Source organism: Lutispora sp. QWL-02 (genome assembly GCF_058315355.1).
Genome location: NZ_CM177762.1, coordinates 3,145,773 through 3,172,413, shown reverse-complemented (window position 1 = coordinate 3,172,413; position 26,641 = coordinate 3,145,773). Strand labels below are relative to the sequence as shown.

At 40.9% G+C, this 26,641-nt stretch carries 18 protein-coding genes; 14 read left to right on the top strand and 4 right to left on the bottom strand.

Features of this window, described 5'->3' with window-relative positions:
* Positions 1-403 precede the first annotated feature (403 nt).
* From potA to AC4HCY_RS15005, 10 genes are all read left to right on the top strand, one after another.
* On the top strand, positions 404-1,450 hold the full coding sequence (gene potA, locus AC4HCY_RS15050) for a spermidine/putrescine ABC transporter ATP-binding protein (RefSeq protein WP_323431832.1): 1,047 nt from the start codon (positions 404-406) through the stop codon (positions 1,448-1,450).
* The gene (locus AC4HCY_RS15045) at positions 1,447-2,271 is read left to right on the top strand and encodes an ABC transporter permease (RefSeq protein ID WP_491094537.1); all 825 of its coding nucleotides are present in this window, start codon (positions 1,447-1,449) and stop codon (positions 2,269-2,271) included. The genes potA and AC4HCY_RS15045 overlap by 4 nt, the downstream gene beginning before the upstream one ends.
* The gene (locus AC4HCY_RS15040; protein ID WP_323431830.1) at positions 2,265-3,056 is read left to right on the top strand and encodes an ABC transporter permease; all 792 of its coding nucleotides are present in this window, start codon (positions 2,265-2,267) and stop codon (positions 3,054-3,056) included. Before AC4HCY_RS15045 ends, AC4HCY_RS15040 begins: the two co-directional genes overlap by 7 nt.
* The gene (locus AC4HCY_RS15035; RefSeq protein ID WP_323431829.1) at positions 3,053-4,099 is read left to right on the top strand and encodes an ABC transporter substrate-binding protein; all 1,047 of its coding nucleotides are present in this window, start codon (positions 3,053-3,055) and stop codon (positions 4,097-4,099) included. Before AC4HCY_RS15040 ends, AC4HCY_RS15035 begins: the two co-directional genes overlap by 4 nt.
* 88 nt (positions 4,100-4,187) lie before the next feature.
* On the top strand, positions 4,188-5,453 hold the full coding sequence (locus AC4HCY_RS15030; protein WP_323431828.1) for a glycoside hydrolase family 18 protein: 1,266 nt from the start codon (positions 4,188-4,190) through the stop codon (positions 5,451-5,453).
* Between the two features lie 187 nt (positions 5,454-5,640).
* Complete coding sequence (locus AC4HCY_RS15025) at positions 5,641-6,504, top strand: tRNA 2-thiocytidine biosynthesis TtcA family protein (protein ID WP_491094536.1); 864 nt, start codon at positions 5,641-5,643, stop codon at positions 6,502-6,504.
* Positions 6,505-6,773: 269 nt separating this feature from the next.
* Complete coding sequence (locus AC4HCY_RS15020) at positions 6,774-7,262, top strand: LURP-one-related/scramblase family protein (RefSeq protein WP_323431826.1); 489 nt, start codon at positions 6,774-6,776, stop codon at positions 7,260-7,262.
* 120 nt (positions 7,263-7,382) lie between these two features.
* Complete coding sequence (gene ftcD / locus AC4HCY_RS15015; RefSeq protein ID WP_491094535.1) at positions 7,383-8,279, top strand: glutamate formimidoyltransferase; 897 nt, start codon at positions 7,383-7,385, stop codon at positions 8,277-8,279.
* Positions 8,280-8,309: 30 nt separating this feature from the next.
* A complete protein-coding gene (gene mscL, locus AC4HCY_RS15010) occupies positions 8,310-8,687 on the top strand; it encodes a large conductance mechanosensitive channel protein MscL (RefSeq protein WP_491094534.1) in 378 nt (125 codons plus the stop codon).
* Between the two features lie 21 nt (positions 8,688-8,708).
* On the top strand, positions 8,709-9,668 hold the full coding sequence (locus tag AC4HCY_RS15005; protein ID WP_491096133.1) for a P1 family peptidase: 960 nt from the start codon (positions 8,709-8,711) through the stop codon (positions 9,666-9,668).
* Between the two features lie 54 nt (positions 9,669-9,722).
* Here the strand turns inward: AC4HCY_RS15005 and AC4HCY_RS15000 are convergent, their stop codons facing one another.
* A complete protein-coding gene (locus AC4HCY_RS15000) occupies positions 9,723-10,016 on the bottom strand; it encodes a YmaF family protein (protein WP_323431823.1) in 294 nt (97 codons plus the stop codon).
* Positions 10,017-10,078: 62 nt separating this feature from the next.
* On the opposite strand from AC4HCY_RS15000, the gene AC4HCY_RS14995 reads away from it, so the two are divergent.
* Entirely contained in the window at positions 10,079-11,458 is a 1,380-nt protein-coding gene (locus tag AC4HCY_RS14995) for an MATE family efflux transporter (protein WP_323431822.1), read from the top strand.
* On the opposite strand, the gene AC4HCY_RS14990 is transcribed toward AC4HCY_RS14995, so the two are convergent.
* Positions 11,441-12,511, bottom strand: a complete 1,071-nt coding sequence (locus tag AC4HCY_RS14990) for a DUF3810 domain-containing protein (RefSeq protein WP_491094533.1) — start codon at positions 12,509-12,511, stop codon at positions 11,441-11,443. The genes AC4HCY_RS14995 and AC4HCY_RS14990 overlap by 18 nt on opposite strands.
* Positions 12,512-12,586: 75 nt before the next feature.
* The gene (locus AC4HCY_RS14985) at positions 12,587-14,143 is read right to left on the bottom strand and encodes an ABC-F family ATP-binding cassette domain-containing protein (RefSeq protein WP_323431820.1); all 1,557 of its coding nucleotides are present in this window, start codon (positions 14,141-14,143) and stop codon (positions 12,587-12,589) included.
* A gap of 168 nt (positions 14,144-14,311) precedes the next feature.
* On the opposite strand from AC4HCY_RS14985, the gene AC4HCY_RS14980 reads away from it, so the two are divergent.
* On the top strand, positions 14,312-16,777 hold the full coding sequence (locus tag AC4HCY_RS14980; RefSeq protein WP_323431819.1) for a sugar phosphate nucleotidyltransferase: 2,466 nt from the start codon (positions 14,312-14,314) through the stop codon (positions 16,775-16,777).
* Between the two features lie 189 nt (positions 16,778-16,966).
* Positions 16,967-24,964: a glycoside hydrolase family 94 protein gene (locus AC4HCY_RS14975; protein ID WP_491094532.1), complete on the top strand. Its 7,998-nt coding sequence runs from the start codon at positions 16,967-16,969 to the stop codon at positions 24,962-24,964.
* Between the two features lie 111 nt (positions 24,965-25,075).
* On the opposite strand, the gene AC4HCY_RS14970 is transcribed toward AC4HCY_RS14975, so the two are convergent.
* Positions 25,076-25,543: an IS110 family transposase gene (locus tag AC4HCY_RS14970; RefSeq protein ID WP_491094531.1), complete on the bottom strand. Its 468-nt coding sequence runs from the start codon at positions 25,541-25,543 to the stop codon at positions 25,076-25,078.
* Between the two features lie 411 nt (positions 25,544-25,954).
* Here AC4HCY_RS14970 and sdaAB point away from each other — a divergent pair, with 411 nt between their 5' ends.
* Entirely contained in the window at positions 25,955-26,611 is a 657-nt protein-coding gene (sdaAB, locus tag AC4HCY_RS14965; protein ID WP_323430706.1) for an L-serine ammonia-lyase, iron-sulfur-dependent subunit beta, read from the top strand.
* Positions 26,612-26,641 lie beyond the last annotated feature (30 nt).

Sequence of the window (26,641 nt, the reverse complement as noted above, 5' to 3'; positions counted from 1 at the left end):
TGCGTTTTTCATAAAATGAAATTTACAAAAAAGCCAATTGCCGTGAAAAGCCTGAATTGGGGCCTTTTACTGCAAAATTGAAGAAACCGTCATTTCCCAGATATGATGGATATATATGCTATTTATTCAGCAGACTATTGCTATGAAAATATGGATGAAAAAGGTATTAATAAATAATCAATTTGATGGAAGTATTGTAGAAATTTCCGCAGATAAGGTATATTGACTTTACATTTCCAATGTGATAAAAATACATTGTTATATAAAATTCTAATTTGACCCGATAACTTAGCATTGCTAATAAATAAACGATGCTAAGTTCCTGGACAACGTCTTCTAAAGTTCAGAAGGAGTTATGAACTCCATCTGAACTAAGAATACTGTTAGTAATGGAGGAAGATAAATGTATGAGGAAATTATCAGATTGGTCAATGTATCTAAAAGCTTTAATGAGCAGCAAGTTTTACAGGATATCAATCTAAGCATCGGCAGAAATGAATTTGTTACTCTTTTGGGACCAAGCGGTTGTGGCAAGACCACTACATTAAGGATTATCGGGGGCTTTGAAATTTCAGACACAGGTGATGTTATTTTTGAAGGAAAAAAGATTAATAATCTTCCTCCCTATAAAAGAAAGCTGAATACAGTATTTCAAAGATATGCCCTATTTACCCACATGGATGTTTATGAAAATATTGCTTTTGGATTGAAGATTAAAAAAATGGACAAAAAGGACATTGACAGAAAGGTGAAGGAAGTTCTTAAGCTGGTCAATTTGAGCGGTTATGAGACTAGAGACATAGATTCTCTAAGCGGAGGGCAGCAGCAGCGCATAGCCATTGCAAGAGCCTTGGTAAACGAACCGCAGGTGCTTTTGCTGGATGAGCCTCTGGGAGCTCTGGATTTAAAGCTTCGAAAGGACATGCAGTTAGAGCTTAAAAAGATTCAGCGGAGCCTGGGAATCACATTTATTTATGTGACCCATGATCAAGAAGAGGCTCTTACGATGTCGGACACCATAGTGGTGATGAATGACGGAAGGATTCAGCAGATTGGAGCTCCTCAAGACATATATAACGAACCCATCAATGCTTTTGTCGCTGATTTTATCGGGGAAAGCAATATAATTGACGGAGTGATGGTGAAAGATTATTATGTTGAATTCGCTGAAAGCGGGTTTGAATGTGTAGATAAAGGATTCGAACCAAATGAAAAGGTTGATGTAGTCATTAGGCCGGAGGATATAAAACTTGTGCCTGTTGATCAAGGCATGATAGAAGGTGTGGTGGAATCGGTTATCTTCAAGGGCGTTCATTATGAAATGCTTATAAATGCAAGAGGCCTGCGATGGATGGTGCACAGCACAATGATGGAACCAGTGAATACCAAAGTAGGTATGAACATCATACCTTATGATATTCACATAATGAAGAAGGTGATAGCAGAATGAAAAAGCATCTGCTGGCATATCCCTACGGATTGTGGATTGTGATATTCACCATAATACCTTTGGCATTGATCGTCTTTTACAGTGTATTTACCACTGATGCTGCGGGTATTCACTTTACCCCGGAGCATTTTAAAAGAGTATTTGAACCAATTTATCTGTCAGTATTCTTGCGTTCAATAAAGATTGCCGCTATAAGCACTATGGTGTGCCTGATATTGGGCTATCCCATGGCAATGATTTTGGCGGGAAAGAATCTGAGCAAGAAGAGCATGCTGGTTGTTTTATTCGTTATTCCTATGTGGATGAACTTTCTTGCCCGGACCTATGCTTGGATGACACTGCTTGAGAAAAACGGCCTTATAGCGACGGCCCTGGGCTTTTTCGGCATCAGCGTTCCATCCCTGTTATATACTGAAAACGCAGTAATCCTGGGGATGGTGTATAATTTTCTTCCCTTTATGGTTTTGCCGATATATTCGGTATTAGTAAAAATTGATAAAGCCGTATTGGAGGCTGCCGAGGATCTGGGCGCACCCCCCATGACTGTTTTCAGAAGGGTAATATTCCCATTGAGTCTTCCCGGGGTTTCATCAGGTGTTATAATGGTATTCATGCCGGCATTGACCACCTTTGTAATCTCCAGGCTTTTGGGCGGAGCTCATTTTACTCTTATCGGAAACCTCATTGAGCAGCAGTTCCTGACGACCAGAGATTGGGGCTTTGGAGCTGCTCTTTCGGTAGTGCTTATGCTCATGATAATGTTCAGTATGGGTATTGCCATGAGGTATGAGAAAGAAAACGAAGGGGGCGGCTTGTGGTGAAAACAGCTATAAAAAGAATATATACTTTTTTAATCTTTTTATTTTTGTATGCTCCCATAATAGTTTTGATAATTTTTTCTTTTAACAGCTCGAAATCAAGAGCTCATTGGACTGGCTTCACCTTTAAATGGTATGCGGAGATGTTTCGTGATCAGCAGATTATGACCTCTTTGTATTATACCATTACTATAGCGCTGACAGCTTCTCTCATCGCTACGATAATAGGCACTGTCGCAGCTATAGGAATACACAATATGAAGAAGCTGCCCAAGGCAATAATGACGAATTTGACTTATCTGCCCGTATTGAATCCCGATATCGTTACGGGGATATCCTTGATGATTCTGTTCATATTGGTGAAACTTCCGAGAGGCTTTTTTTCTATGCTTTTGGCGCATATAACCTTCAATCTGCCATATGTTATACTATCGGTCATGCCGAAGCTGAAGCAGCTGGACAATCAGGTTTATGACGCCGCATTGGATTTGGGTGCTACTCCCGGATATGCGTTTATGAAGGTCATACTGCCCCAGATATCTCCCGGTATATTTACCGGATTTTTGCTGGCGATGACCATGTCTATAGATGATTTTGTAATCAGCTTTTTCACAACGGGCCCTGGAGTGTCGAACTTGGCCATAACCATCTATTCTATGGCGCGGAAGGGCGTGAGCCCGAAGATAAATGCACTCTTAAGCCTTATGTTTGCAGGAGTAATTTTGATGCTTCTGGTGATAAATAATAGAATGTCGCGGGATAATGGAAGAAAGGAGAATGTGGTATGAAGAAAGTATTAAAAAGCTTATTGGTATTTACTCTTGCAATCTCTATAGTGCTCAGCATAACAGGCTGCGGCGGGGAGAAAAAGGTACAGCTAAAGGTCTATAATTGGGGGGACTATATCGATCAATCGGTTATAGGAGATTTTGAAAAGAAATATAATATCGATGTGGTCTATGATGAATTTGCTACTAACGAAGAAATGTACGCAAAGATCAAAGCAGGTGCAGATGACTATGATATTTTGGTGCCTTCTGATTATGCAATAAAAAGAATGATAGATGAGGATATGCTCTATAAGCTTGATATGAGCAATATACCAAATTATAAATATATAGATGACAGATTTAAGAATCTTGCCTATGATCCTACCAATGAACACTCTGTTCCTTATATGTGGGGAACCGTAGGCATATTGTACAATAAGACCATGGTGAAAGAACCGGTTGATAGCTGGAAGATATTATGGGATGAAAAATACAGCAAACAGATTTTGATGCTGGACAGCTTGAGGGATTCTATAGGAATAACCTTGAAGATGCTGGGATATTCCTTGAATACAAAGGATGATAAAGAGCTTAACGAGGCCAAGGAGCTGCTGATCAAGCAGAAACCGCTGGTTCTGGCCTATGTAGGCGATGAAGTCAAGGATAAGATGATAGGCGGAGAAGCAGCTTTGGCAGTGGTATGGTCAGGCGACGCGATTTATATGAAGAGGGAAAACCCGGACCTGGAATATGTTATCCCGAAAGAAGGTTCAAATATATGGTTTGACGCAGTGGTCATACCCAAGTCAAGCCAGCATAAAAAAGAGGCGGAACTGTTCATCAACTATTTATGCGAGACTGAGGTGGCCTTCAAGAATGCTGATTTTATCGGTTATGCAACACCTCATATAGAAGCTAAAAAGATGCTTCCAATAGATTTAATTTCGGACAAATCGGCGTATCCGGAAGACGGCGACCTTAAAAACAGTGAGGTATTCGAAGATCTGGCAGGTTCATTGCCTAAATATGATAGGATATGGACTGAAGTTAAATCCAAATAAGGACAAAAATTTAAGTCGCAACATGAATAGAAACAGCTTTCATATAATATCTTGATATTGAATAATAAATCAATATGGAGTGGTGTGTATGACTATTTATGTTGTTAAAAGCGGTGATACCTTATGGAGGATTTCCAGGACTTATAATGTAAGCATAGACAGCATAGTTGAGACCAATGGAATAAAAGATCCAAACAGGCTTATAATAGGCCAATCACTGGTAATACCCACACCCGATAATGTGCACGTAGTAAAAGCGGGCGAAACCCTGTGGCAGATATCCAGAATGTACAATGTATCAGTCCCTGATATACTCAGAGAGAATAATATACCCAATCCAAATCTCATATATGTAGGGCAAAGGATCGTGATTCCGAAACCCGCTATAGAGGTAAACGGATACCTGACAGAAACCGGACCTGTGGGAGTGAATATATTGGAAGGAACGGGAGATTATCTTACTTATTTTGCCATGTTTAGCTATCGCATAACAGCCGGAGGAGACCTGACGATGCTGGATGATGCTTCTGTAATCAATACGGCAAGATCGAAAGGCGTGATTCCGTTGATGTGCTTGACAAATTTTGAGGGAAGAGGATTCAGTTCAGATTTGGCTCATGCTTTTCTTTCGAGTCCGGCTGTACAGGAAAGGGCATTGACTAACATAGTAAATGTAATGAAAGAAAAGGGATATCAAGGCTTGAATATTGACTTTGAATATGTCTATCCGCAAGATAGAGAGCTCTACAATTCTTTCTTGGAGCGGACTGCAGATAGGATGCATGCCAATGGCTTTTCCATATCGACGGCATTGGCACCAAAGATAAGAGCCGATCAGCCAGGCTTGCTGTATGAGGCCCATGATTATCCCGCACACGGACGTATTGTAGATTTTGTTGTGCTTATGACCTACGAATGGGGTTGGGCAGGCGGGCCTCCTTGGGCCATAGCCCCCATAAATGAAGTGAGAAGGGTGCTGGATTATGCAGTGACTGCAATACCCAGAAACAAGATACTGATGGGAATACCGCTGTACGGCAGGGATTGGAAGCTTCCATATATAGCCGGAACCACCATTGCCGAGACGTTGAGCTATAATGAAGCTATAGATAGAGCTTTGCGGTACGGAGTTTCAATTCAGTATAATACTTTATATCAATCTCCATTTTATAGATATTGGGACGAATCAGGCGCGGAGCACGAGGTATGGTTTGACGATGCCCGAAGTTATCAAGCTAAATATGATACCATCAGGCAATACGGATTGAGAGGTGCCAGCTACTGGGCATTAAACCTTCAAACTCCTCCGAACTGGCCCGTACTGGTTGGCAATTTCAGAGTATTGAAATATTGATTGCAATAAGTTGCGTATCCTTCAGGTGCGCAGCTTATTTTTTAAAATATATATGTTTGATAGCCGAATTTCTTTATGTTATTCTATTGGAGGGAAATACTAGATGTACAATATATAAAAAATGCTTCGCATTTTTTATAATAACTGAATTAAATTGAAATAAGACTGTTGATGATGAGGTGATCAATTGGATAGCGTAAAAGGACCGGGCTGCAAGACATTGCTGCCTGATAATGAATTAAAGCCCTTAGAAGAAATAGAAAAGAGCATAATAAAGAGGTACAGGAAATATTTATGGTCAAAATTTATTAAAGCAATAAAGGATTTCAGGCTCATAGAGGAAGGAGACAAGATTGCCGTGGCTATCTCAGGCGGTAAGGACAGCATCCTTATGGCCAAGCTTTTCCAAGAGCTGCAGTGCTACGGTGATATGAAGATAGAATTGGAATTCATAGTAGCAGATCCAGGCTATCATCAGCAAATAAAAAAGCTTATGCTGGAAAACTGCGAATATTTGAATATACCCGTTAAAGTTTTTGATTCAGGCATCTTTAAAATAGTTGATAAGATTGCCCAGGATTACCCTTGCTATATGTGTGCCAAAATGCGAAGGGGGGCTTTGTATTCCAAAGCTCAGGAGCTGGGATGCAATAAGCTGGCATTGGGCCACCACTTCAACGATGTAATAGAGACAACGATGATGAATATTCTCTATACCGGCAGCTTCAAGACCATGCTGCCGAAGCTCAGATCTACAAATTTCAGAGGGCTTGAGCTTATAAGGCCCATGTATTACATAGAAGAAAAGCACATAGAGCGTTTTACCCAGAGCAGCGGGATAATCCCTCTCAACTGTGCCTGCATGGTGGCGGCGGAGAGGACAGGGAACAAGCGGTATGAAGTTAAGGATTTGATAAAGGAGCTCAGCGGGAAAATAGATAATTTAGAGGTAAATATTATGAGAGCAACTCAAAATGTAAATATGGAAGCAATCCTGGGTTGGCAAAAAGGACGAGAGAGCTTTTCCTACCTGGATTTTTATGATGAATAGTTTATCACTGAACTAACCCGCTCTAAGGCGACTGCCTCTATAGGCGGCGGGTGCCAAGAGCGGTTAAGTCCAGTATGGACTCGACTAACATTCAGTGGGGGCTACCATCCCCCTCTAAATGAAGTCTCGTTCAATATATATGAGGATTGGCATTGAGAGCCGATCCCCTTTTTGATATGATGGGAATATATAGCTTTTAAAGGTGATATGATACTAAGGATGACAATTGAGGAAGTTTGGATATAAAATAAATTATGGGAGTGATATTTATGCGCTTTATGATAAAGCAGAAGTTTTTTTCTTTTGGCGATAATTTTACAATAGATGATGAGATGGGCAATCCTCATTATCAGGTGCGAGGAAAAGTATTTTCCTTTGGAGATAAGCTGCGGATATATGATATGCAGGGAAATGAGCTGGTTTATATCGAACAAAAGCTGTTCAAGCTGCTCCCCGAATATACTATCTATTATAATGGAAGCCCTGCTGCAAGGGTAAAAAAGGAATTTACCTTCTTCAAACCAAGATTCAATATAGAAAGCTTTATAGGGAATTACACCATTGAGGGCAACTACTGGGGCATGGATTTTGACATAATAAAGGACGGCTGTATTGCGGCACAAGTATCCAAGAAGTGGTTTACATTCAGGGACACCTATGGCGTGGATATAGCAGAGGGAGAGAATTCCGCCTTTATATTAGCCCTGGTCATCGTTATAGATCAAGTCCTGCATGACAATAATCACAATAACGGTTAAAAAATTGGTTTACCACTGCTTGAAAGTGAGCAATGGATTATTTACAATAATAGTTGAAAGGGATATTTTTTTGATAGTTGGCTTTATGGCAAATAAAATCATAAATGGAGGGGTTAGTATATGGCACGAATAGTTGAATGTGTCCCAAATTTCAGTGAGGGCAGAAATAAGGGAGTGATAGAAGCCATTGTTGACGAAGTAAGAAAGATAAATGGAGTAAAGCTGCTGGATTACTCACCGGATGAAGATCACAACAGGACGGTGGTGACTTTTGTAGGAGATCCTGAAAATATTAAGGCAGCTGCTTTTAATCTGGCAAAGAAAGCTTCAGAGCTCATAGATATGAGAGTACATAAGGGTGGCCATCCAAGAATGGGCGCAACGGATGTAATGCCTTTTATACCTGTATCTGATGTAGCTATGGCGGATTGCATAGCGATTGCCAGAGAGGTAGGAAAGAGAATAGGCGAGGAATTAGGTATTCCTGTTTATCTATATGAAGATGCTGCATCTGCCGATTATAGGAAAAACCTGGCGGATGTAAGGAAGGGTCAGTATGAAGGCTTTTTTGATAAGATCAAACAGCAGGAATGGAAGCCGGACTTTGGTCCCGGTGAAATGAATGCAAAATCAGGAGCCACGGCTGTGGGCGCCAGGGTGCCTCTTGTTGCATTTAATGTGAATCTCGGAACTTCAGACATTGAGATTGCAGACAAGATAGCTAAAACCGTGAGGTTTTTAGGCGGCGGTCTCAGATTCGTAAAGGCAATGGGAGTGAAGCTTGAAGAGAGAAATATAGTTCAGGTTTCCATGAACCTCGTTAATTATGAAAAGACAGCAGTGTACAGGGCTTATGAGATGGTCAAGATGGAAGCTCAGCGGTATGGTGTACCGGTGGTGGGCACTGAAGTGATAGGCTTATTGCCTATGAAGGCCCTCATCGATTGTGCCGAATATTATTTGCAGATTGAAGACTTCAGTATTGACCAGGTGCTGGAAAAGAGAATTGTAGAGTAACATTTGAACAAAAGGGGGCCTAGCGATTATATGTTGCAGGAATTTAAAAAATTCGCTCTAAAGGGAAATGTATTGGATTTAGCTATAGGTGTAATAATAGGAGGAGCCTTTGGCAAAATCGTTACTTCTTTGGTCAATGATGTATTGATGCCTATAATTGGGCTGCTTTTAGGCGGAGTTGATTTTTCGGGCTTGCAGATCACTATAGGTGATGCTGGAATTAAGTACGGTGCTTTTATTCAGAGCATTGTAGATTTTATTATCATTGCTTTTTCCATATTTCTGTTTATAAAAGCTATCACCAGGTTTAAGAAAAAGGAAGAGGAAAAACCTGCGGCACCTCCGGTTCCTTCGTCGGAGGAAGTGCTGCTTACCGAGATCAGAGATATTTTGATAGATAAGAAATAGAACAGGAAGTGCAGATTGAGATTGGATTATGTAGATATTATGGACATACCCGGGATAAAGCTGGGCAATGCCCAGAACTTTGACGGGGGAACTGGGTGCACCGTTATTCTATGCAGCAATGGCGGTACCGGGGGAGTAGATGTGAGAGGCGGAGCGCCGGGAACCAGAGAGACGGATTTGCTCAATCCCATGAACTTGGTTGATAAAGTCCATGGGATATTGCTGTCTGGGGGAAGCGCCTTCGGATTGGATGCCGCTGCCGGTGTTATGGAGTATCTGGAGGAAAGAGGAATAGGCTATGATGTGGGCGTGACCAAGGTTCCTATAGTTGCCGGGGCAGTTCTTTTTGACCTTGCTGTTGGGGATTTCAAGTGCAGGCCGGACAAAAGAATGGGGTATGAAGCTTGTCTTAATTCAGAAGCGGGCAAGCTCTCAGAAGGCAGCGCAGGTGCGGGAACCGGCGCCACAGTGGGAAAAATCCTGGGAATGGATAAGGCCATGAAGGGCGGCCTGGGCATATTCTGCATCAAAACAGGCCGGCTGTATGTAGGAGCCGTCGTGGCAGTAAATTGCCTGGGTGATGTAGTCAACCCGGAAACAGGCAAAATATTGGCAGGGGCATATTCCTATGGGGATAAAATATTTATAAACAGCGAAAAAACTATAATGGAGAACTCAAAACAAGAGAATAACCCGTTTACCGGGAATACAACCATAGGTGCTGTCATCACCAACGGAAGGCTGAGCAAAGCAGGTGCAAATAAGGTTGCTTCCATGGCTCACAATGGTTATGCCAGAAGCATAAGACCCGCTCATACTATGCATGACGGGGATACCATATTTGCATTGGCAACAGGCGAAGTTGATGCTGATGTAAATCAAATAGGAGTATTGGCAGCAAAGGCAGTGGAGCAGGCTGTAGTAAACGGAGTAAAAAAGGCTTCAGAGCTGTATGGCATAAAATCATTTTCACAGCTATGATCATGTAGTAAAGGTATGTATTGCCTCCCTATATAGATGCAATACATACCTTTTTTAGTAATCGGAGTATACTGAGGTATAGCCCCAGAGTATATGACAATGCCTTTTGTTCATAGTGGTGAAGCATTGATAATAATGGATATGCCCGCCTTCTACCTCAATATCAGGGCCGGTGATCAGTGAATAGTAGTGGACATGCCCCTGAACTTCTTCTGCATATCCTGAAAAGTAGTGGGTATGGCCATCAAAATCCGGGTTTTTGCTTGAAGTGCCTGAATATTTGTGCGTGTGGGCAAATACCTTGTTTGCAGTGCCTTCGAATTCGTGGAGATGCAATTTTTCATACATAAAATCACCTCATATTATATTTATGCTGCAGAGGTGAAAAAGTGAGAGGATGTGAAATAATTTTGAACCATATAAAACAGATAATGAAAGGCTTAATCCAAGATAAAGCATTTTATAAAGATCTTACAAGCATTGCGGCACCCATAATAATTCAGAATTTTATAAGCACATCCTTAAATACGGTGGATACGGTTATGATTGGGATGGTTGGAGAAACGCAAATTGCAGCTGTCGGAATAGCAAATCAGGTTTTTATGCTGTTCAGCATGTTTTTATTTGGGATATGCAGCGGCAGCGGTATATTTATATCACAATTTTGGGGTAAAAAAGATACAGAGAATATTAAGCATGTAGTGGGAATAGAAATTTTTTCTGCTCTTGTGGTATCTGCATTGTTTACTTTAGCAGCTTTATTATTTTCGGTGAATATAATGGGAATATTTAATAAAGATGCAGAGGTTCTTTTATATGGCAGCAAATATCTGAAGCTTGTAAGCATAAGCTATGCTTTTACTGCGGTGACCTTCTGTTTCAGCTTTGCATTGAGGTGTACGGAAAAAGCGGTGTATCCGATGATAGTCAGTGCTGTTGCACTCTTGGGAAATACATTTTTGAATTACGTATTTATCTTCGGACACTTTGGATTTGAAGCTATGGGGGTGGAAGGCGCTGCATTGGCCACAGTTATTGCCAGGTTTATTGAAGCAGTCTTGATAGCTGCAATAGTGTATAGGAAAAATAAAATTTTAGCCCCAAACTTAAAAGATATATTTATTATAAATGGTGCTTTCTTCAAAAAAGTTTATAAAACAACCGTTCCCGTATTGCTGAATGAAGTGTGCTGGGGTTTAGCCTTTGTTATATATTCTGTAGCATATGGCCGTATAGGAAAAGAAGCGATTGCTTCCATACAAATAAGCAGCACGGTACAGAATTTGTTTATGATTTTTTGCTTTGGAATGGCTAATGCTTCAGGCGTAATGATCGGAAAGAGGATCGGAGCGGGGAATGAAGAGGAAGGAAGGGATTACGCTCACAGATTTGCTGTGCTGTCCGTCTTTACAGGTATTTTTATAGGATTTATGGTTCTGATAAGCGGACCTCTTATATTAGGGTTTTTCAATGTTTCCCAGGGTGTATTGAGGGATTCATATGCTGTTTTGAAAATATACTCATTAGCTATGCCTTTAAAGGTTTTCAATATAGTTTCTATCGTTGGGATATTGAGGGGTGGAGGGGATGCCAAGCAAGCCTTCATCATCGAAGCCTCCACTATGTGGCTTATTGGAGTGCCTATGGCCTTTACAGGGGCATTATTATTCAGACTTCCTATTTACGGTGTAGTTGCGCTGACAACCCTTGAGGAAGCAGTCAAGTTTATGCTCTGCATGTACAGACTGGTTTCAGGCAAATGGATCAATAATCTAGTCAAGAATTTTTGATTTATAATATGATAAGAGCAGATCGACCATTCTTCCATAGCTTTTTACTCCGTCCTTTTGGTTATTTGCTTTCAGGTATGTATTATTGAGCCTTGTAGAGGTTCTTTCTATCGGCCCCTCGAATTTTTTCCAATAAGCATTGATGTCCGCCAGGTCCCTCTCAAGGCCTGGACTATACTCCTCAGCCAGTTCAAGGGCTTTGTCTTTATCAACTCCATGCAATGCATTTATAGAATGGATAAGGGCAAGGATGGTGCCCGAGTATTTGTATTCTATATCAGGGCTAGCCATACAGGTTAGAAAAGAAATAAAATTCGCTTCATCCTCCCTGGCGTAGCCTCTCTGATGAGCCATTTCGTGGGCTATAGTGCTGGGAAGCATGACCTCAGGCAGATCGCCGTTCACATTTGCTTCAATCGTAAATGGGAAAAAAATGCCTGCTATTCCTGCATAGGACATCAGCTTTGAGCCTAAAACTATTTTAGGCTTTCCATAATTACCCTCAAGCATGGGGTATTGGGAGGATATGCTATCATAACCCAGATGAGCTCTTGATATAGTGATATTTTTATTCTGGGACAGCTTCATGACTCCTCCGGAGTCTTCTTTTATTTTATCCCTATAGCTGTTGGCCTCTTTGGCCAGGTAATTGCACAGCTTTCTCAGATCCTCTGCGGTATGATCTTCCGTATCCAGATTTGCAGATTGGGAAAGAGGCATCCTATAGTAATTTAAGCCCCATAGCATCACAAACAGGAATAATAAAATGCTGAGGGCGGCAATCATCTGAGCTGCGGTTTTTGATAGCAGCTCTTTATTTTTTAGAAACAATGCCCTGGCTAAAGCGAAGAGCTTAAGCATTACCCAAGCTATAAATATATAAAAAAGCAATTCGCCCAGAGACAAAAAAGCAATGCCGGTGATTTTGCTCAGCGGCTGGCTTATATATCTATATACTCCCAGAGAGTAGAGGTTTTCTACTGTCTGGGGCGAAGCCTTAGCCAGGGAGACAAGGATAAAGGATATGGGAATTAAAACGGCAAACCAAATCATACTCCTGAATTCCTCCCAAAATAGCATCGTTAAAATCTATTATAACCAAAACTATCATATATTCATATATTCGGCTTATATGATTTTTGTAGTCCAGTCCTCGCAATTCCATACCTCTGTGACTATGTCCTGGTAGAATTCTTTTTCATGACATATGAGGAGGACTGTTCCCTTGTATTCTTTAAGAGCCCTTTTGAGCTCTCCCTTTGCATCCTGATCAAGATGATTGGTGGGCTCATCCAGCACCAAAAAATTGGTTTCCTTGTTTATAAGCTTGCACAGCCTGACCTTGGTCTGTTCTCCACCGCTTAGGACAATCACCTTGCTTTCAATATGCTTAGTAGTAAGACCGCATTTAGCCAGGGCTGCCCTGACCTCATACTGAGTGTAAGAGGGGAATTCCGTCCAAACCTCTTCTATGCAGGTGTTATAATTTGCTTCCTTCATTTCCTGTTCAAAATAACCTATTTCTAAGTTATCACCTAATTCTATAGTTCCTGAAAGGGAAGGGATTTCACCCAATATGCTCTTCAGCAAAGTAGTCTTCCCTAAACCATTTGCGCCCATCAGAGCAATTTTTTGTCCTCTTTCAATATATAGATCCAGGGGCTTTGATAATGGCTCATTATATCCTATGATCAAATCCTCGGTGCTCAGCACGGATTTTCCCGATAACCGGCCTTTTTTGAAGTTGAACTCAGGCTTTGGCTTTTCTTTAGCCAGCTCTATTATCTCCATTTTGTCAAGCTTCTTTTGCCTTGACATCGCCATATTCCTCGTGGATACCCTTGCTTTGTTCCTGGCTACGAAATCCTTAAGCTCGGCAATCTCTTGCTGCTGATTTTTGTACGCAGCTTCCAGTTGAAGCTTTTTTGCTTCATATATCTGCTTGAAATTGTCATAATTGCCCACATATCTATCTAAGCTTTGGTTTTCCATATGATATATGATGTTTACAACACTGTTTAAAAATGGCATATCATGAGAGATCAGGATAAAAGCATTCTCATATTGCTGCAGATATCTCTTCAGCCATTCGATATGCTGCTCATCCAGGTAATTGGTAGGTTCATCTAGGAGAAGTATATCAGGTTTTTCCAGCAGGAGTTTTCCTATTAAAGCTTTTGTCCTCTGCCCTCCGCTGAGATCATTTATGTCTTTGTCAAGGCCTATATCTGTTAATCCTAGTCCTCTTCCTATTTCTTCTATCTTGGAGTCTATGACGTAGAAATCATTGTGGGTTAAAATATCCTGTATATTGCCCATATCTTCCAGAAGGGCTTCCAGCTCAGCTTCTTTCGCATCAGCCATTTTATTGCATATTTCATTCATTTCTTCTTCCAGATCAAACAGGTATTGAAAGGCTCCTCTCAGAACATTTCTCAAGGTCATACCCTTTTCTAAAACGACATGCTGGTCCAGGTATCCTACTCTTACCCTTTTAGACCATTCAATATGGCCTTCATCCGGTTCCAGCTTGTTTGTGATCATATTCATAAAAGTAGATTTTCCTTCCCCATTTGCTCCGATAAGGCCTATATGCTCGCCCTTCAATAAACGAAAAGACACATTCTTAAATATTGCTCTATCACCAAAGCCGTGGCTCAAATTTTTTACTGTTAATATGCTCATTTTTATCCCTCACATAATTCTAATAAAAACATATATCCATCATTATATATGAGAGTATGTCGCTTGCAAAGAGAAATTTCGTTTTTCGGTTTGCACTTTTTATGAATATATACGGCCATAATTCATAAAATAATTAATGACTGTTATTTTGCCTGTATGTTAAAAGGAGTGATTGATATTAAGGCTGTGATAATGGCCGGCGGAAAAGGGACCAGATTAAGGCCGCTGACTTGCGGAATTCCTAAGCCCATGGTTCCCATATTTGATAAGCCGGTCATGGAATATACAATAAAGTTACTGAAGAAAAATGGCATTGAAAGTATTGGGGTCACAGTTGCATATCTACCGCAGGTTATCATGGATTATTTCAGCGATGGAGCAGATTATGGAGTGAAGCTTCATTATTTTATAGAAGATGCACCGTTAGGCACTGGCGGAAGCGTAAGAAATACGGGAGATTTTCTGGAGGACACATTTATAGTAATGAGCGGTGATGCTCTTACAGATTTGAATTTACATGAAGCCCTCGAGTTTCACAAAAACAAAAAGTCAAAAGCAACCCTTGTGTTGAAGAGAGAAGCGGTACCCATCGAGTATGGAGTTATAATAACCGATGATGATGGCTCTATAATACGGTTTCTGGAAAAGCCAAGCTGGGGAGAGGTTTTCAGCGATACTGTCAACACGGGAATTTATATACTTGAGCCGGAGGTGCTGGAGTATTATGAGCCCGGCGTGAATTTTGACTTCAGCAAAGATTTGTTTCCAAAGCTTCTTAGAGACAAGGTGCCCATATATGGGTATATTACCGAGGATTACTGGTGTGATATAGGTGATTTGAGCTCCTATAGACAGGTGCATTTCGATATATTGGATAGAAAGGCAAAGGTAGATTTGGATGCTGTTGAGAGCCCCCAGGGCATATGGCTTTCTTCCGGGGTTAATATAAGCAGCAGTGTAAGATTGGCTTCTCCCGCTTATATAGGGAGGGATGTTGCCATAGAGGATAATGCTCTGGTAGATTCCTACTCTGTAATATCCCAAAATTGCAGAATAGGTTCAAAGAGCAGGGTCAAAAGAAGTGTGGTATGGAAGAGTGTCGACATCGGCGAAAACTGCGGTATAAGCGGAGGTGTGATCTGCTCAGGTTCATCAATAAAAAATAATGTAAAAATCTTTGAAAATTCAGTGACAGGGGAGAATTCTATAATACTGGAAAACTGTATAATCAAGCCTGATGTGAGGATATGGCCCGGCAAGAAGATATATGAGAATACTATTGTGAATCACAATATAATATGGGGAACCAAAGCGACTAAAAATATATTCGGCTCAAGGGGCGTATCAGGGATATTGAATCAAGAAATTTCACCTGAATTTTGCTCAAGCCTGGGGTCTGCCTTTGCTGCAGCAATAGGAAAAAATGCGACGCTGGTAGTGGGAAGCGACAATAGCACTCAATCCTATATTGCTAAGAGCTCTTTTGCAGCCGGTGTTTTATCCTTGGGAGGCCAAACAATACTGCTTGATAACTCTATAGCTCCCATGAGCAGGTTTGGAGTTAACTATCATAGAGCAAACGGAGGCGTTCATATACACACCTCCAAGGCAAAGCCGTATAAAACCTATATTGAATTCTTTGATGAAAATGGAATAAATATAGGGCGAAGCAAAGAGAGAGGGGTAGAAAACCTATTAAATCAAGATGATTATGATAGATGCAAGGCTGAGGATGTAAAAACCATAATGCGGATGGAGAACTTTCAAGAGATATTTATCAGGCAAGGAGTTAACCTTATACAGAACATAGATGAAATAAGACGAAGAAATTACAAAATAATTCTTGCGTCACAATCTGAGAGCGCTTCAACCATTGCATATAAGTATTTGCAGAATTTAGGCTGCAGCGTTAGCCTGGTATGGGGCGACGCCGATAATATAAAGGAGCCGGGAATCTACAAGCATATGGCTAGATTGATATTGAGAAAAAAGGCGGATTTAGGGGTAATAATCCACGAAAATGGAGAAAATCTCATGCTGATAGATAAAACGGGCAGAGTAATAAAAGATGAAGAATATCTTCTGTTGGCAGAGTTAATAGCTATAAAAGGTTATAATGCGGAGAATCTTGTTTTTCCTCATGCTTTTCCGAGAGCTGCGGAAAAGATTGCAGAGTTTAACGGAGCCAGGATTTTTAGAACTTCTTCAAGCACAGCAGAAATAATGAGAAAGATGGTGGAACTGCAAAGCCCATCTGTTCAATTTGTTTTAAATCACAACAGCATATGGACCTTGGGCTATCTGCTTGAGTATATGAATAGGGAGAACATAGGCGTAGCCGAGCTGATGGATGAAATACCCGAATATTACTATCTAAAAAAGGAAATCAGCTGCGATTGGAAGGATAAAGGCAGGATCATCAGAGAAATTGCTTTTGGGTCAAATCTGGAAGACATAGAGCTCATTGAAGGCGTAAAGATAAACGATTCCAGGGGATGGGCGCTGCTTTTGCCCGATGGTGAAAAACCCTTATTCAATATTTACACGGAGGGCTATACAGAGGAAATGGCCAGGGAATTATCAGCGGATCTAAGTGAGAAGATAGCTGAGCTTTTAAAAAATCAGAGAGGATAACCTTGATTCCACTGCAATAACTCTAATTAATCTGTTGTCTTTACTGATAAAAGAGTGCATTGTGAAGGAGCTTAAAAAATCTTAGTTCCGGAGCTCTGTAATCGTTATCAGTTAGCACAATAGATTCAGCAATGAATTATTGCAGTGGAACCTTTGATTTTTTAGCTATAGAGAGGTGTGGGAAAATCAATGAATGAAATTGAAGAGATCAAAGACGTTCTTTTAAACAGGGAGGAACTGCTGGCACACGGATGCAACATAGGGCAAAAGCATAGGCTTAAGAAAAGAAAGGAATCCACCAAAAGGCTTAAGAAGCGATTGGAAGAAAACTATAATGTTATTTTTGATATATATAAAAAGCTGGACAGCATATCCAAGGATAATGTTGATATGGCCACCGCATCAGAATGGCTGATGGACAATTTTTATAAAATAGAAGAGCAGGTCAAGGATGCAAGATTGAACATAGATCATGAACGGTTTTATAGGCTAAATGCTTTAGCATCCGGGTATCTGAGGGACTATCCGAGGGTATATTCCCTCGCATTGGAGTATGTTTCCCATACAGACGGAAGCATAGATACAAATTTGTTCATAGATTTTATAAAGGCCTATCAATCGAATCAGATACTGACGATATCGGAGGTATGGGCCTTATCTCTGGTGACCAGGATTGCTTTGGTGGAGAATATAAGAATAATCTGTACTGCAATATATGATACTCAGCTTCAATGGAATAAAGCAGAACAAGATTTGAAGCTTAATAATGATGAGCTGCTTGATGCCATAGAGGAAAGTCTGGAGATAAGGAGCAGGCTCAACACCCCTTACATAGAGCATATGCTGGCTTGCATCAGAAGATCGGGCGTTGAATTTGGAGAGATTTATAGCTATCTGGAAAAAAGGCTTGATGAATATAACACTACAATAGGAGATTTGGTTCAATACGGGCACAAAGAGTATGCCGTAAGGAAGGTTTCCTTGGGAAATTCCATCACAAGCCTGCATAGCATATCCACAATGGATTGGAATGATATATTCGAATCCATAAGCATAGTTGAGGAAAAGCTTTCGAAGGACCCGGCAGGCATATACTCACTCATGGATTTTGAATCAAGGGATTATTACAGAAAGGCAATAGCAAAGATATCAAGAAGCTGGGGAGTTTCAGAAACAAGAATTGCAAACATTGCAATAAGCCTGAGCAAAGCGGCGAAGGATTCGGGCAAAGCCTTCAAGGCAACCCATGTAGGATATTACCTTATCGATGAAGGCAGACAGGAGCTGTTTTCACAGCTAAAGATTAAAAAAGGGGAATCCAGGCTAAAATCTATAGCTTCCTATATAGTTTCCATTATATCTCTTACAGCCTTATTCATCATATTTGGGGTCAATATGATGAATAAGGGCTGGAGCAATGAGAAAATATTGCTGCTATCCGCTTTATTGCTTATCCCGGCCTCAGAAATCGGAGTCAGCCTGGCAAACTATATATTTATGAAGCTTTATAAGCCTGCTATGCTTCCACGGCTTGAATATGGCGGAGGCATTCCTGATGAAGCCAGAACGATGGTTATCATACCCGCTTTATTGAGTGATAAAAAATCTGCCCGGGAATTGATTGAAAAAATGGAAGTGTACTACCTGGCCAATAAAGATAAAAATGTTTTTTTCGGTTTGGTTGGCGATTTCAAGGACTATAAAGCTGAGACAAACCCTGACGATAAAGCCATCATAGATACTGTCATGGCAGGAGTAAAGCATCTGAATGAGAAGTATGATGAAGAAGGCGGAATAAAGTTCTACTATTTTCACAGGAAAAGAGAATACAACCCAAAACAAGGCAAGTGGATGGGCTGGGAACGGAAAAGAGGAGCGATCATACACTTCAATAACCTGATTACGGGCAGGCCAAACACCTCCTTTATATATAAATCCTCTGATACGGACGCTTTAAAGGACATCAGATATATCATAACGATAGATTCCGATACAAATCTTGTTATGGATAGTGCAAGAAAGCTTATAGGCACCATTTCTCACCCGCTTAATAGGGCTGTTTACGATCCGGATTCAGGTGTGGTTGCGGATGGCTACGGCATCATTCAGCCCAGGATCGAAATAGATATTATGGATTCTCAGAAAACCTTGTTTGCAGAAATATTTGCGGGAGACGGGGGGATCGATCCATACACAACAGCCGTATCAAATATCTATCAGGATGTTTTCGGAGAAGGCATATTTACCGGTAAGGGAATCTATGATTTAAAGCTATTTAATGAAGTGACAGAGAAGAGGATAGAGGATAATACAATTTTAAGCCATGACCTTTTAGAAGGAAGCCTTCTTAGAACCGGATTGGCTGGAGATATCAGCCTCATAGATGGTTTCCCCGGGAAATACGGTTCTTATTCCGCCAGACAGCATAGATGGGTGAGAGGGGACTGGCAGCTGATCAAATGGATCTTTGGCAAAAAACCTCTGTCGGCTCTTTCAAGATGGAAGATGATAGATAATCTCAGAAGGAGCATGCTGCAGCCTTCTCTATACTTGCTGCTGCTGGGTACAGCCTTTTTGCCTGTTGCGGCTTCAAAGCTCTTGTATATTATACTGCTTATAATCTTATTCCCCCACATACTGAGATTTTTTTCTTTAGATATAGTAAGGAACAGAGATGTGGGCCGGTATACAGAACAATTAAAAACAGCTGCATATCAGCTTTTTATAATCCTTGCTTTTTTGCCCTATAATGCTTATCTGATGGCAGATGCAATAGTGAGGACCCTGTATAGAGTATTTTATTCCCGTAAAAATTTGCTGGAATGGCTTACAGCGGCAGATGCTGAGAAAAAGATCAAGCTGAATTTCAGGGGATGCCTTTGGAAAATGAGACAGGCTCCGACTTTATCACTGCTCTATGCAGCGGCTATTGCCATATCAGGAGCACGATATGACGCGGCATCTGTATTCCTTATAATTCTATGGATTGCCTCACCTTATATTGCTTACAGGATAAGCAATGATTCCATAAAACAAAAGCCTGTTTTATCCGGAGAGGATAGGGAAAATATTGAGAGGATCGGCAGAAATACCTGGTCCTATTATGAGAAATTGGTATGCAAAGAATCTAATTTCTTGCCTCCTGACAATTATCAGGAATACCCCCTGAAGGGAGCAGCCCCGAGAACCTCTCCTACAAACATAGGCTTATATATGGTATCAACTTTAGCAGCCGTTGATCTGGGCTATATTACAATGTCCCAGGCATTGGAAAGGCTCAATAATACTATGGATACCGTGGAGAAGCTGGAAAGCTGGAAAGGCCATTTATACAACTGGTATGATATTAAAACTCTGGAGGTTCTTAGGCCCCATTATGTATCAACGGTTGACAGCGGAAATTTCATATCTTATATGCTCCTGCTGGAGCAGGCGTTGAGCGAGCCGCTTGAAAACAGTGATAATAGGAGCACGGCGGCAGACATGAAAGAGAGGATAGGGCGGATTATTGAAAGGACTAAATTTATTTACCTTTACGATAAGAAAAAAAATTTATTTTCCATAGGTTATGATGTGGATAAGGAAAGCCTTACAAACTCGTATTACGATTTGCTGGCTTCTGAAGCCAGGATAACAAGCTATCTGGCAGCAGCCAGAAGAGAGGTCCCCCTTAAGCATTGGAATAAGCTGGGAAGGTCTTTGACGCACATAGGCAGAAATAAAGCATTGGTTTCCTGGAGCGGTACTATGTTTGAATACTTTATGCCTGCTTTAATAATGAAGGACTATAGCAAGACCATTATGGATGAGACTTATAAAGGTGTGATAAAAGCCCAAAAGAGCTATGGACGCAAGAATAATGTGCCTTGGGGCACCTCTGAATCCGGCTATTACGCCTTTGACCTGGATTTGAATTATCAATATAAAGCTTTTGGCGTGCCTGATCTGGGCTTAAAAAGAGGCCTTGTTGAGGAAGTTGTAATATCTCCATATTCGACTATTCTGGCAATTAATTTTGATCCTGAAGGAGCCGCTGAAAATATCAGAAGGCTTATTGAAATGGGAATGGAAGGCAAATATGGGCTCTATGAAGCGGTAGATTTTACTCTGAGACGCATGCCTGCGGGAGCAAATCACCAGATAATAAAAAGCTATATGGCTCATCATCAAGGCATGAGCTTGCTGGCTATAAACAACTATTTAAATGATGATATATTGATAAAGCGCTTTCACAGCCATCCAGTAATAAAAGCGGGGGAGATAATGCTGCAGGAAAGGATTCCAGCAAATGCGGTGATCACTAAGGAATATAAGGAAAGCATGCCTGGGGCGGACAGACAGAAAAGACTGTATCAGGAGGGTATAAGAAGCTATGATTCTATCAATGCATTGCCTCCACCCTGCCAGATTCTTACCAATGGGAAACATTCTGTTTTTATCAACAATAGAGGCGGAGGCTTCAGCAAAATAGACGGAACATTGATAAATAGGTGGAGAGCCGATAGCATAGAGGGCGGATATGGCAACTATATATTTATCAGAGATTTGAGCAAAGACAAAGTTTGGTCTGCAGCTTACGAGCCCTTCAATGAGGATGCTGAAGCATATAATGTGGATTTTTATCAATCAAAAGCAGAGTTTACCAGAACGGATAATGATATAAAAACAGTGATGGAAGTATTTGTGTCTCCCGAAGACCATGTGGAAATCAGGAGGATAAGGATAGAAAATCACGGACACACTCCTGTTTCTTTAGAATTGACCAGTTTCATGGAAATAACGCTTACTGCTGAGGCGGCGGATATAGCTCATAGGGCTTTTTCAAATTTATTTGTCAGGACAGAGTATTTGGAAGAATATAAGAGCCTATTGGCAGTAAGAAAACCAAGAGAAACGGATGGCCGGGAGAGGTGGGCTTTTCACACTTCGGTAGTAGAAGGCGACGCTTCGGGGTCTATGGAATATGAAACCAGCAGGATGAACTTTATAGGAAGAGGGAGGAGCATCAAAAATCCTTTAGCTGTTCATCAGCCACTGTCAAATACTTCCGGAATAGTGCTGGACCCGGTGATGAGTATAAGAAGAGTGATCCGGCTGAATGCCGGGAGCTCCGGAGAAATATCTTTCGTTACAGGCTTTGGTATGTCAAGAGAAAGAATGAGAGAATTGATAGTCAAATATAGAGAAATTACATCAATACAAAGGGCTTACGCGCTGTCGGCCACCAGAAGCCAGGTGGAGGGTTCATACTTAAATCTGGATACTCAAGATATTGTGAATTTTGAAAAGCTTATATCACATTTGATCTATGGAAGTCCCGGCAGAAGTGAAAATAGAGAGCATATAAGGCGAAACAGGAAAGGTCAGCCTTCGCTGTGGTCATACGGCATATCGGGGGATTTGCCTATTATGCTGATATCCATCACAGATGAGAGGGATATTCATATTCTCAGGCAGGCTGTCAGAGCTCATGAGTTTCTCCGAATCAAAGGTTTAAGTATAGATCTGGTTATTTTAAATCTGGACGAAAGCAACTACCTGCAGCCTTTAAGAACAGCCATCCTCAATTTAGTGGAGGATAGCTGCGGCAGATATTTGTTAGGCACTTCCGGCGGAGTATTCATTATTAATGCTTCTAATATTTCTTGCGAAGATAAAGATTTATTGATTGCTGCTTCTGCTTTGACATTTAAGGCTGAAAAGGGTCCTATAGAAAAGCAGCTGCTTGAAATAAGCATAAGGAAGGCTGAAAATAGAAAAGAGGACAATGGTGAAAGAACGAAAAAATGTGAACTCCCTGCTATAAATGATGCTTTTATGTTCAATGGCTATGGCGGATTTGTCAAAGATGGAAGTGAATATGTCATGAACCTGAAGAATGGGCATATTACGCCTGCTCCCTGGATAAATGTGATTGCAAATCCTAAATTTGGATTTATAATATCTGAAAGCGGCGGAGGCTATGCCTGGGCAGAGAATAGCAGGGAATATAAGATTACCTCCTGGACAAATGATCCGGTTGCAGATGAGCCACAGGAGATCATTTATATGGAAGACATGGAGAAAGAGGAAATATGGACCATCACACCAAGCGCTTCGAAAAATGCTGAACCCTGGGCAGTAAGGCATGGCTGGGGCTATACGGTATTCAACATGGATTGCTATGGAATTAAGCAAGAGTTAGAGATGTTCACACCTTTAGATGAGAAGCTTAAGGTGAATATACTGAAGCTTAAGAATAAAGAGAGCAGAAGGAAAAAGCTGAAGCTCTATTACTATGTTGAGCCTGTGCTTGGGGTAAATAAAAAAGAAACAAAGCCCCATATAGTAATTGATCATGATGCTGAATTTGACGGGTTGATTTTAAGGAATAGCTATAACAGCGATTTCCCGGGAAGGGCGGCATTTATGGCATCCTCAGAACCCATAAAGGGATATAAGACAAACAGGCTTGGATTTTTAAACATGGCGGAAGAAAATGCTTATGCGGACATAGATTATGAAGCCTGCGGAGTGATCCAGATTGAGATAAGCCTGGGGGCCATGGAGGAGAAAAAAATCGGGTTCTACCTTGGGCAGAGCAGCGAGTACAAGGAAATCAAGGCTGTTCTGGAAAGGTATAAGGATATTTCTACAGCAGAGCATGAACTGAAAATGGCAAAGCAAAGCTGGCAGGCAATCCTGGGGAAAATCAAGGTTGAAACCCCTGACAAATCTATGGATCTGCTATTGAACGGATGGCTTGCATATCAGACCATATCCTGCAGATTATGGGCCAGGTCAGGCTTTTACCAGTCCGGGGGAGCATATGGCTTCAGGGATCAGCTTCAGGATGCCGTGAATATCGGGATGCTGATGCCGGATTCGCTTAAGGAGCAGATCCTGCTTCATTGCAGCCATCAATTTGAGGAAGGTGATGTGCAGCATTGGTGGCATCCTGTAGCTGGAGACAAAGGCGTAAGAACAAGATTTACTGATGATCTGCTATGGCTTCCTTACGCGGTTATTGAGTATATAAAGCTTACGGAGGACAATAGTGTATTGAAAATTGAGAGGCCATACATCAAGGCGGAGCCCCTTAAAGAAGGGGAGGATGAAAAATACGTCATACCGCAGGCTTCTTCTATGATGGATACTGTTTATGGGCATTGTACAAAAGCTATAGACAGAAGCTTGAATTTCGGCATTCATGATCTGCCGAAGATGGGCTCCGGAGATTGGAATGACGGTATGAATATGGTGGGCAATAAAGGAAGCGGAGAAAGCATATGGCTGGCGTTCTTCTTGTATAAAATATTGGAAGGCTTTATTCCCATATGCACTTTGATGAGAGATTCGGAAAGAGCAATAAAATACGAAGCAGTCATGGATAAGCTGAAAAAAGCTATTGAAGACAATGGTTGGGATGGGAATTGGTACAAGAGAGCGTATTATGACGATGGCACCCCTCTCGGATCTTCAGAGAATATGGAGTGCATGATAGACTCCATCGCACAAAGCTGGGCAGTATTATCCGGAGCAGCAGCCCCTGAAAGGGCATCAATTGCCATGGAGTCTGTGAAAAGACATTTGGTAAAAGAGGATGAGGGATTGATACTCCTTTTTACGCCACCTTTTGATAAAACCGATAAAAATCCGGGCTATATAAAGTCCTATGTACCGGGAGTAAGAGAAAACGGCGGGCAGTACACCCATGCTGCAGCCTGGGTCATATGTGCCTTTGCCCGACTGGGTGAAGGTAACATGGCTCATAAATTATTTCATATGATAAATCCTATAAATCATGCCAGGACACCTCTTGAATGCGCTGTTTATAAGACAGAGCCTTATGCTGTAGCGGCTGATGTATATGCTGCAGGGCCTCATATAGGAAGAGGCGGCTGGTCATGGTATACGGGCGCTGCCGGTTGGATATACAGAGCGGGTATCGAATATATATTGGGTATAAAAAGGAGAGGAAGCAGATTATTCATAGAGCCATGCATACCTCAGGACTGGCATGGCTATAAGGTGACTTACAATAACGCTGGTACAATCTACAACATTAATGTTTTGAACCCGGAAAGCAGGAGTCTGGGAGTCGCATCCCTCAGCTTGGATGGAAAATTAATAAGCAACAAATCCCTAGAGCTTATCGATGACAAAAAGATTCATGAAGTTGTGGTTTTGATGGGTTGTAAAGAATGATTAGTAAATGCTATTATATATTGAGAAGATAGACCAGCTAATTAAAGTCAACAATTATAATAGATTCTGGTATCCACTAAAAGATATGCATAAAGAGCTGCTGAGCTTTTTTTAAAAACTTGAGCGATCATCAACAAGCTTGTAGTAGTCACGTATTAATAATTTAAGAGTAAAAATGTTGATATCTGAATCAGACGAAACCTTGATATCCTCATATTTCCCTAGCCTGGCGATAGATAATGCATCAAATCTATCATTTTTCACTTTTCTAATTCTCTTGTTTTTGTTAGAATTAGTAACAAGAGGGTTAATAACGAGAACTTCAAACTTGTTATCCTTGAGAAAGTGGAAAAGAGTTAGATGGTACACGCCAGTGGACTCCATGAAGAATACAGGCTTCATGGCAAACTCTTCTTCCGCTTTTTTTATTTGCTCAATTAAGAAGTTGAAGCCTTCAGCAGTATGAACTATTTTAAAAGGCCTTCTATATTGACTACCATCAGGGCAAAGAACAGCGACAAAAGAGAATTCAGAAGCAACATCGATACCTACAACAAGACTATTTAAGTATTTTGGCATAACAAATATCTCCTTTTCTAAAAATTGAGATAGAGTAGAGATTCCACTTCTATCAATGAAGCTGCAACCTTGTTAGTGACACGGGTAATTCCTAAATAGGAAACCCAACCAGCTAAAACGCAGAACTCTCACTGATGGAATGATACGCTATTTAACGAGTATATGTAATTACTTACGACTCAGGAGGGAAACATCTATCTTCTCTATTCAGGAGATATTATACCATTGCGGATTAACTGGTTAACAGCTTCCGATAAACAAAATTGATAAAAACCAAATTAAGAAATGGGAAATTAAGAATTAGATTATGAGTTGTGAACATTAGATAATATATTTATTGAAATATTCGTAAATGGTTGACTGATTTATTATCAATGTTTATGACTACATTATACAAGGAGGGATGATAAAGTGAATCTTTTTGATATTATCGGTCCCGTTATGATTGGTCCATCCAGTTCACATACGGCCGGAGCCGCAAGGCTTGGAAAGCTGGCAAGAAATATATTTGGGGCAAGCTTTAATCGGGCGGATATAACCCTGTATAATTCTTTTGCCAAAACAGGCAAGGGCCATGGAACGGATAAGGCTGTTGTAGCCGGAATACTGGGTATGAATCCTGATGATGAGAATATAAAGGATGCTTTTGACTTAGGGCGAAAAGCCGGGATTGAGATAAATTTTAGACTTGAAGACAGCAACCGGGAAGTTCATCCGAACACGGCTAAGATACAATTATTCGGGGAAAAAAGTGCCATGAGCATAACAGGCTGCTCCTTAGGAGGAGGCAGAGTCATGATACAGGACATTGACGGGTTTAAAACTGAATTTACAGGTGAATATAATACCATAATAGCCATACAACATGATAAGCCCGGCATTGTAGCCTTTGCAGCTTCTTATCTGGCACAAAAAAATATAAATATTGCCCAGATGAAATTGTCCAGGAAGTCCAAAGGTGATACCGCATTGATGATAATTGAAACAGATGAAATACCCCCAAAATCGGTTAAGACAGATCTGGAAAGCCATGATGGCATACATAAGATAGTGATATCCACTACTTGAGCATTCCTGTAATAAATGAAAATGGAGGAT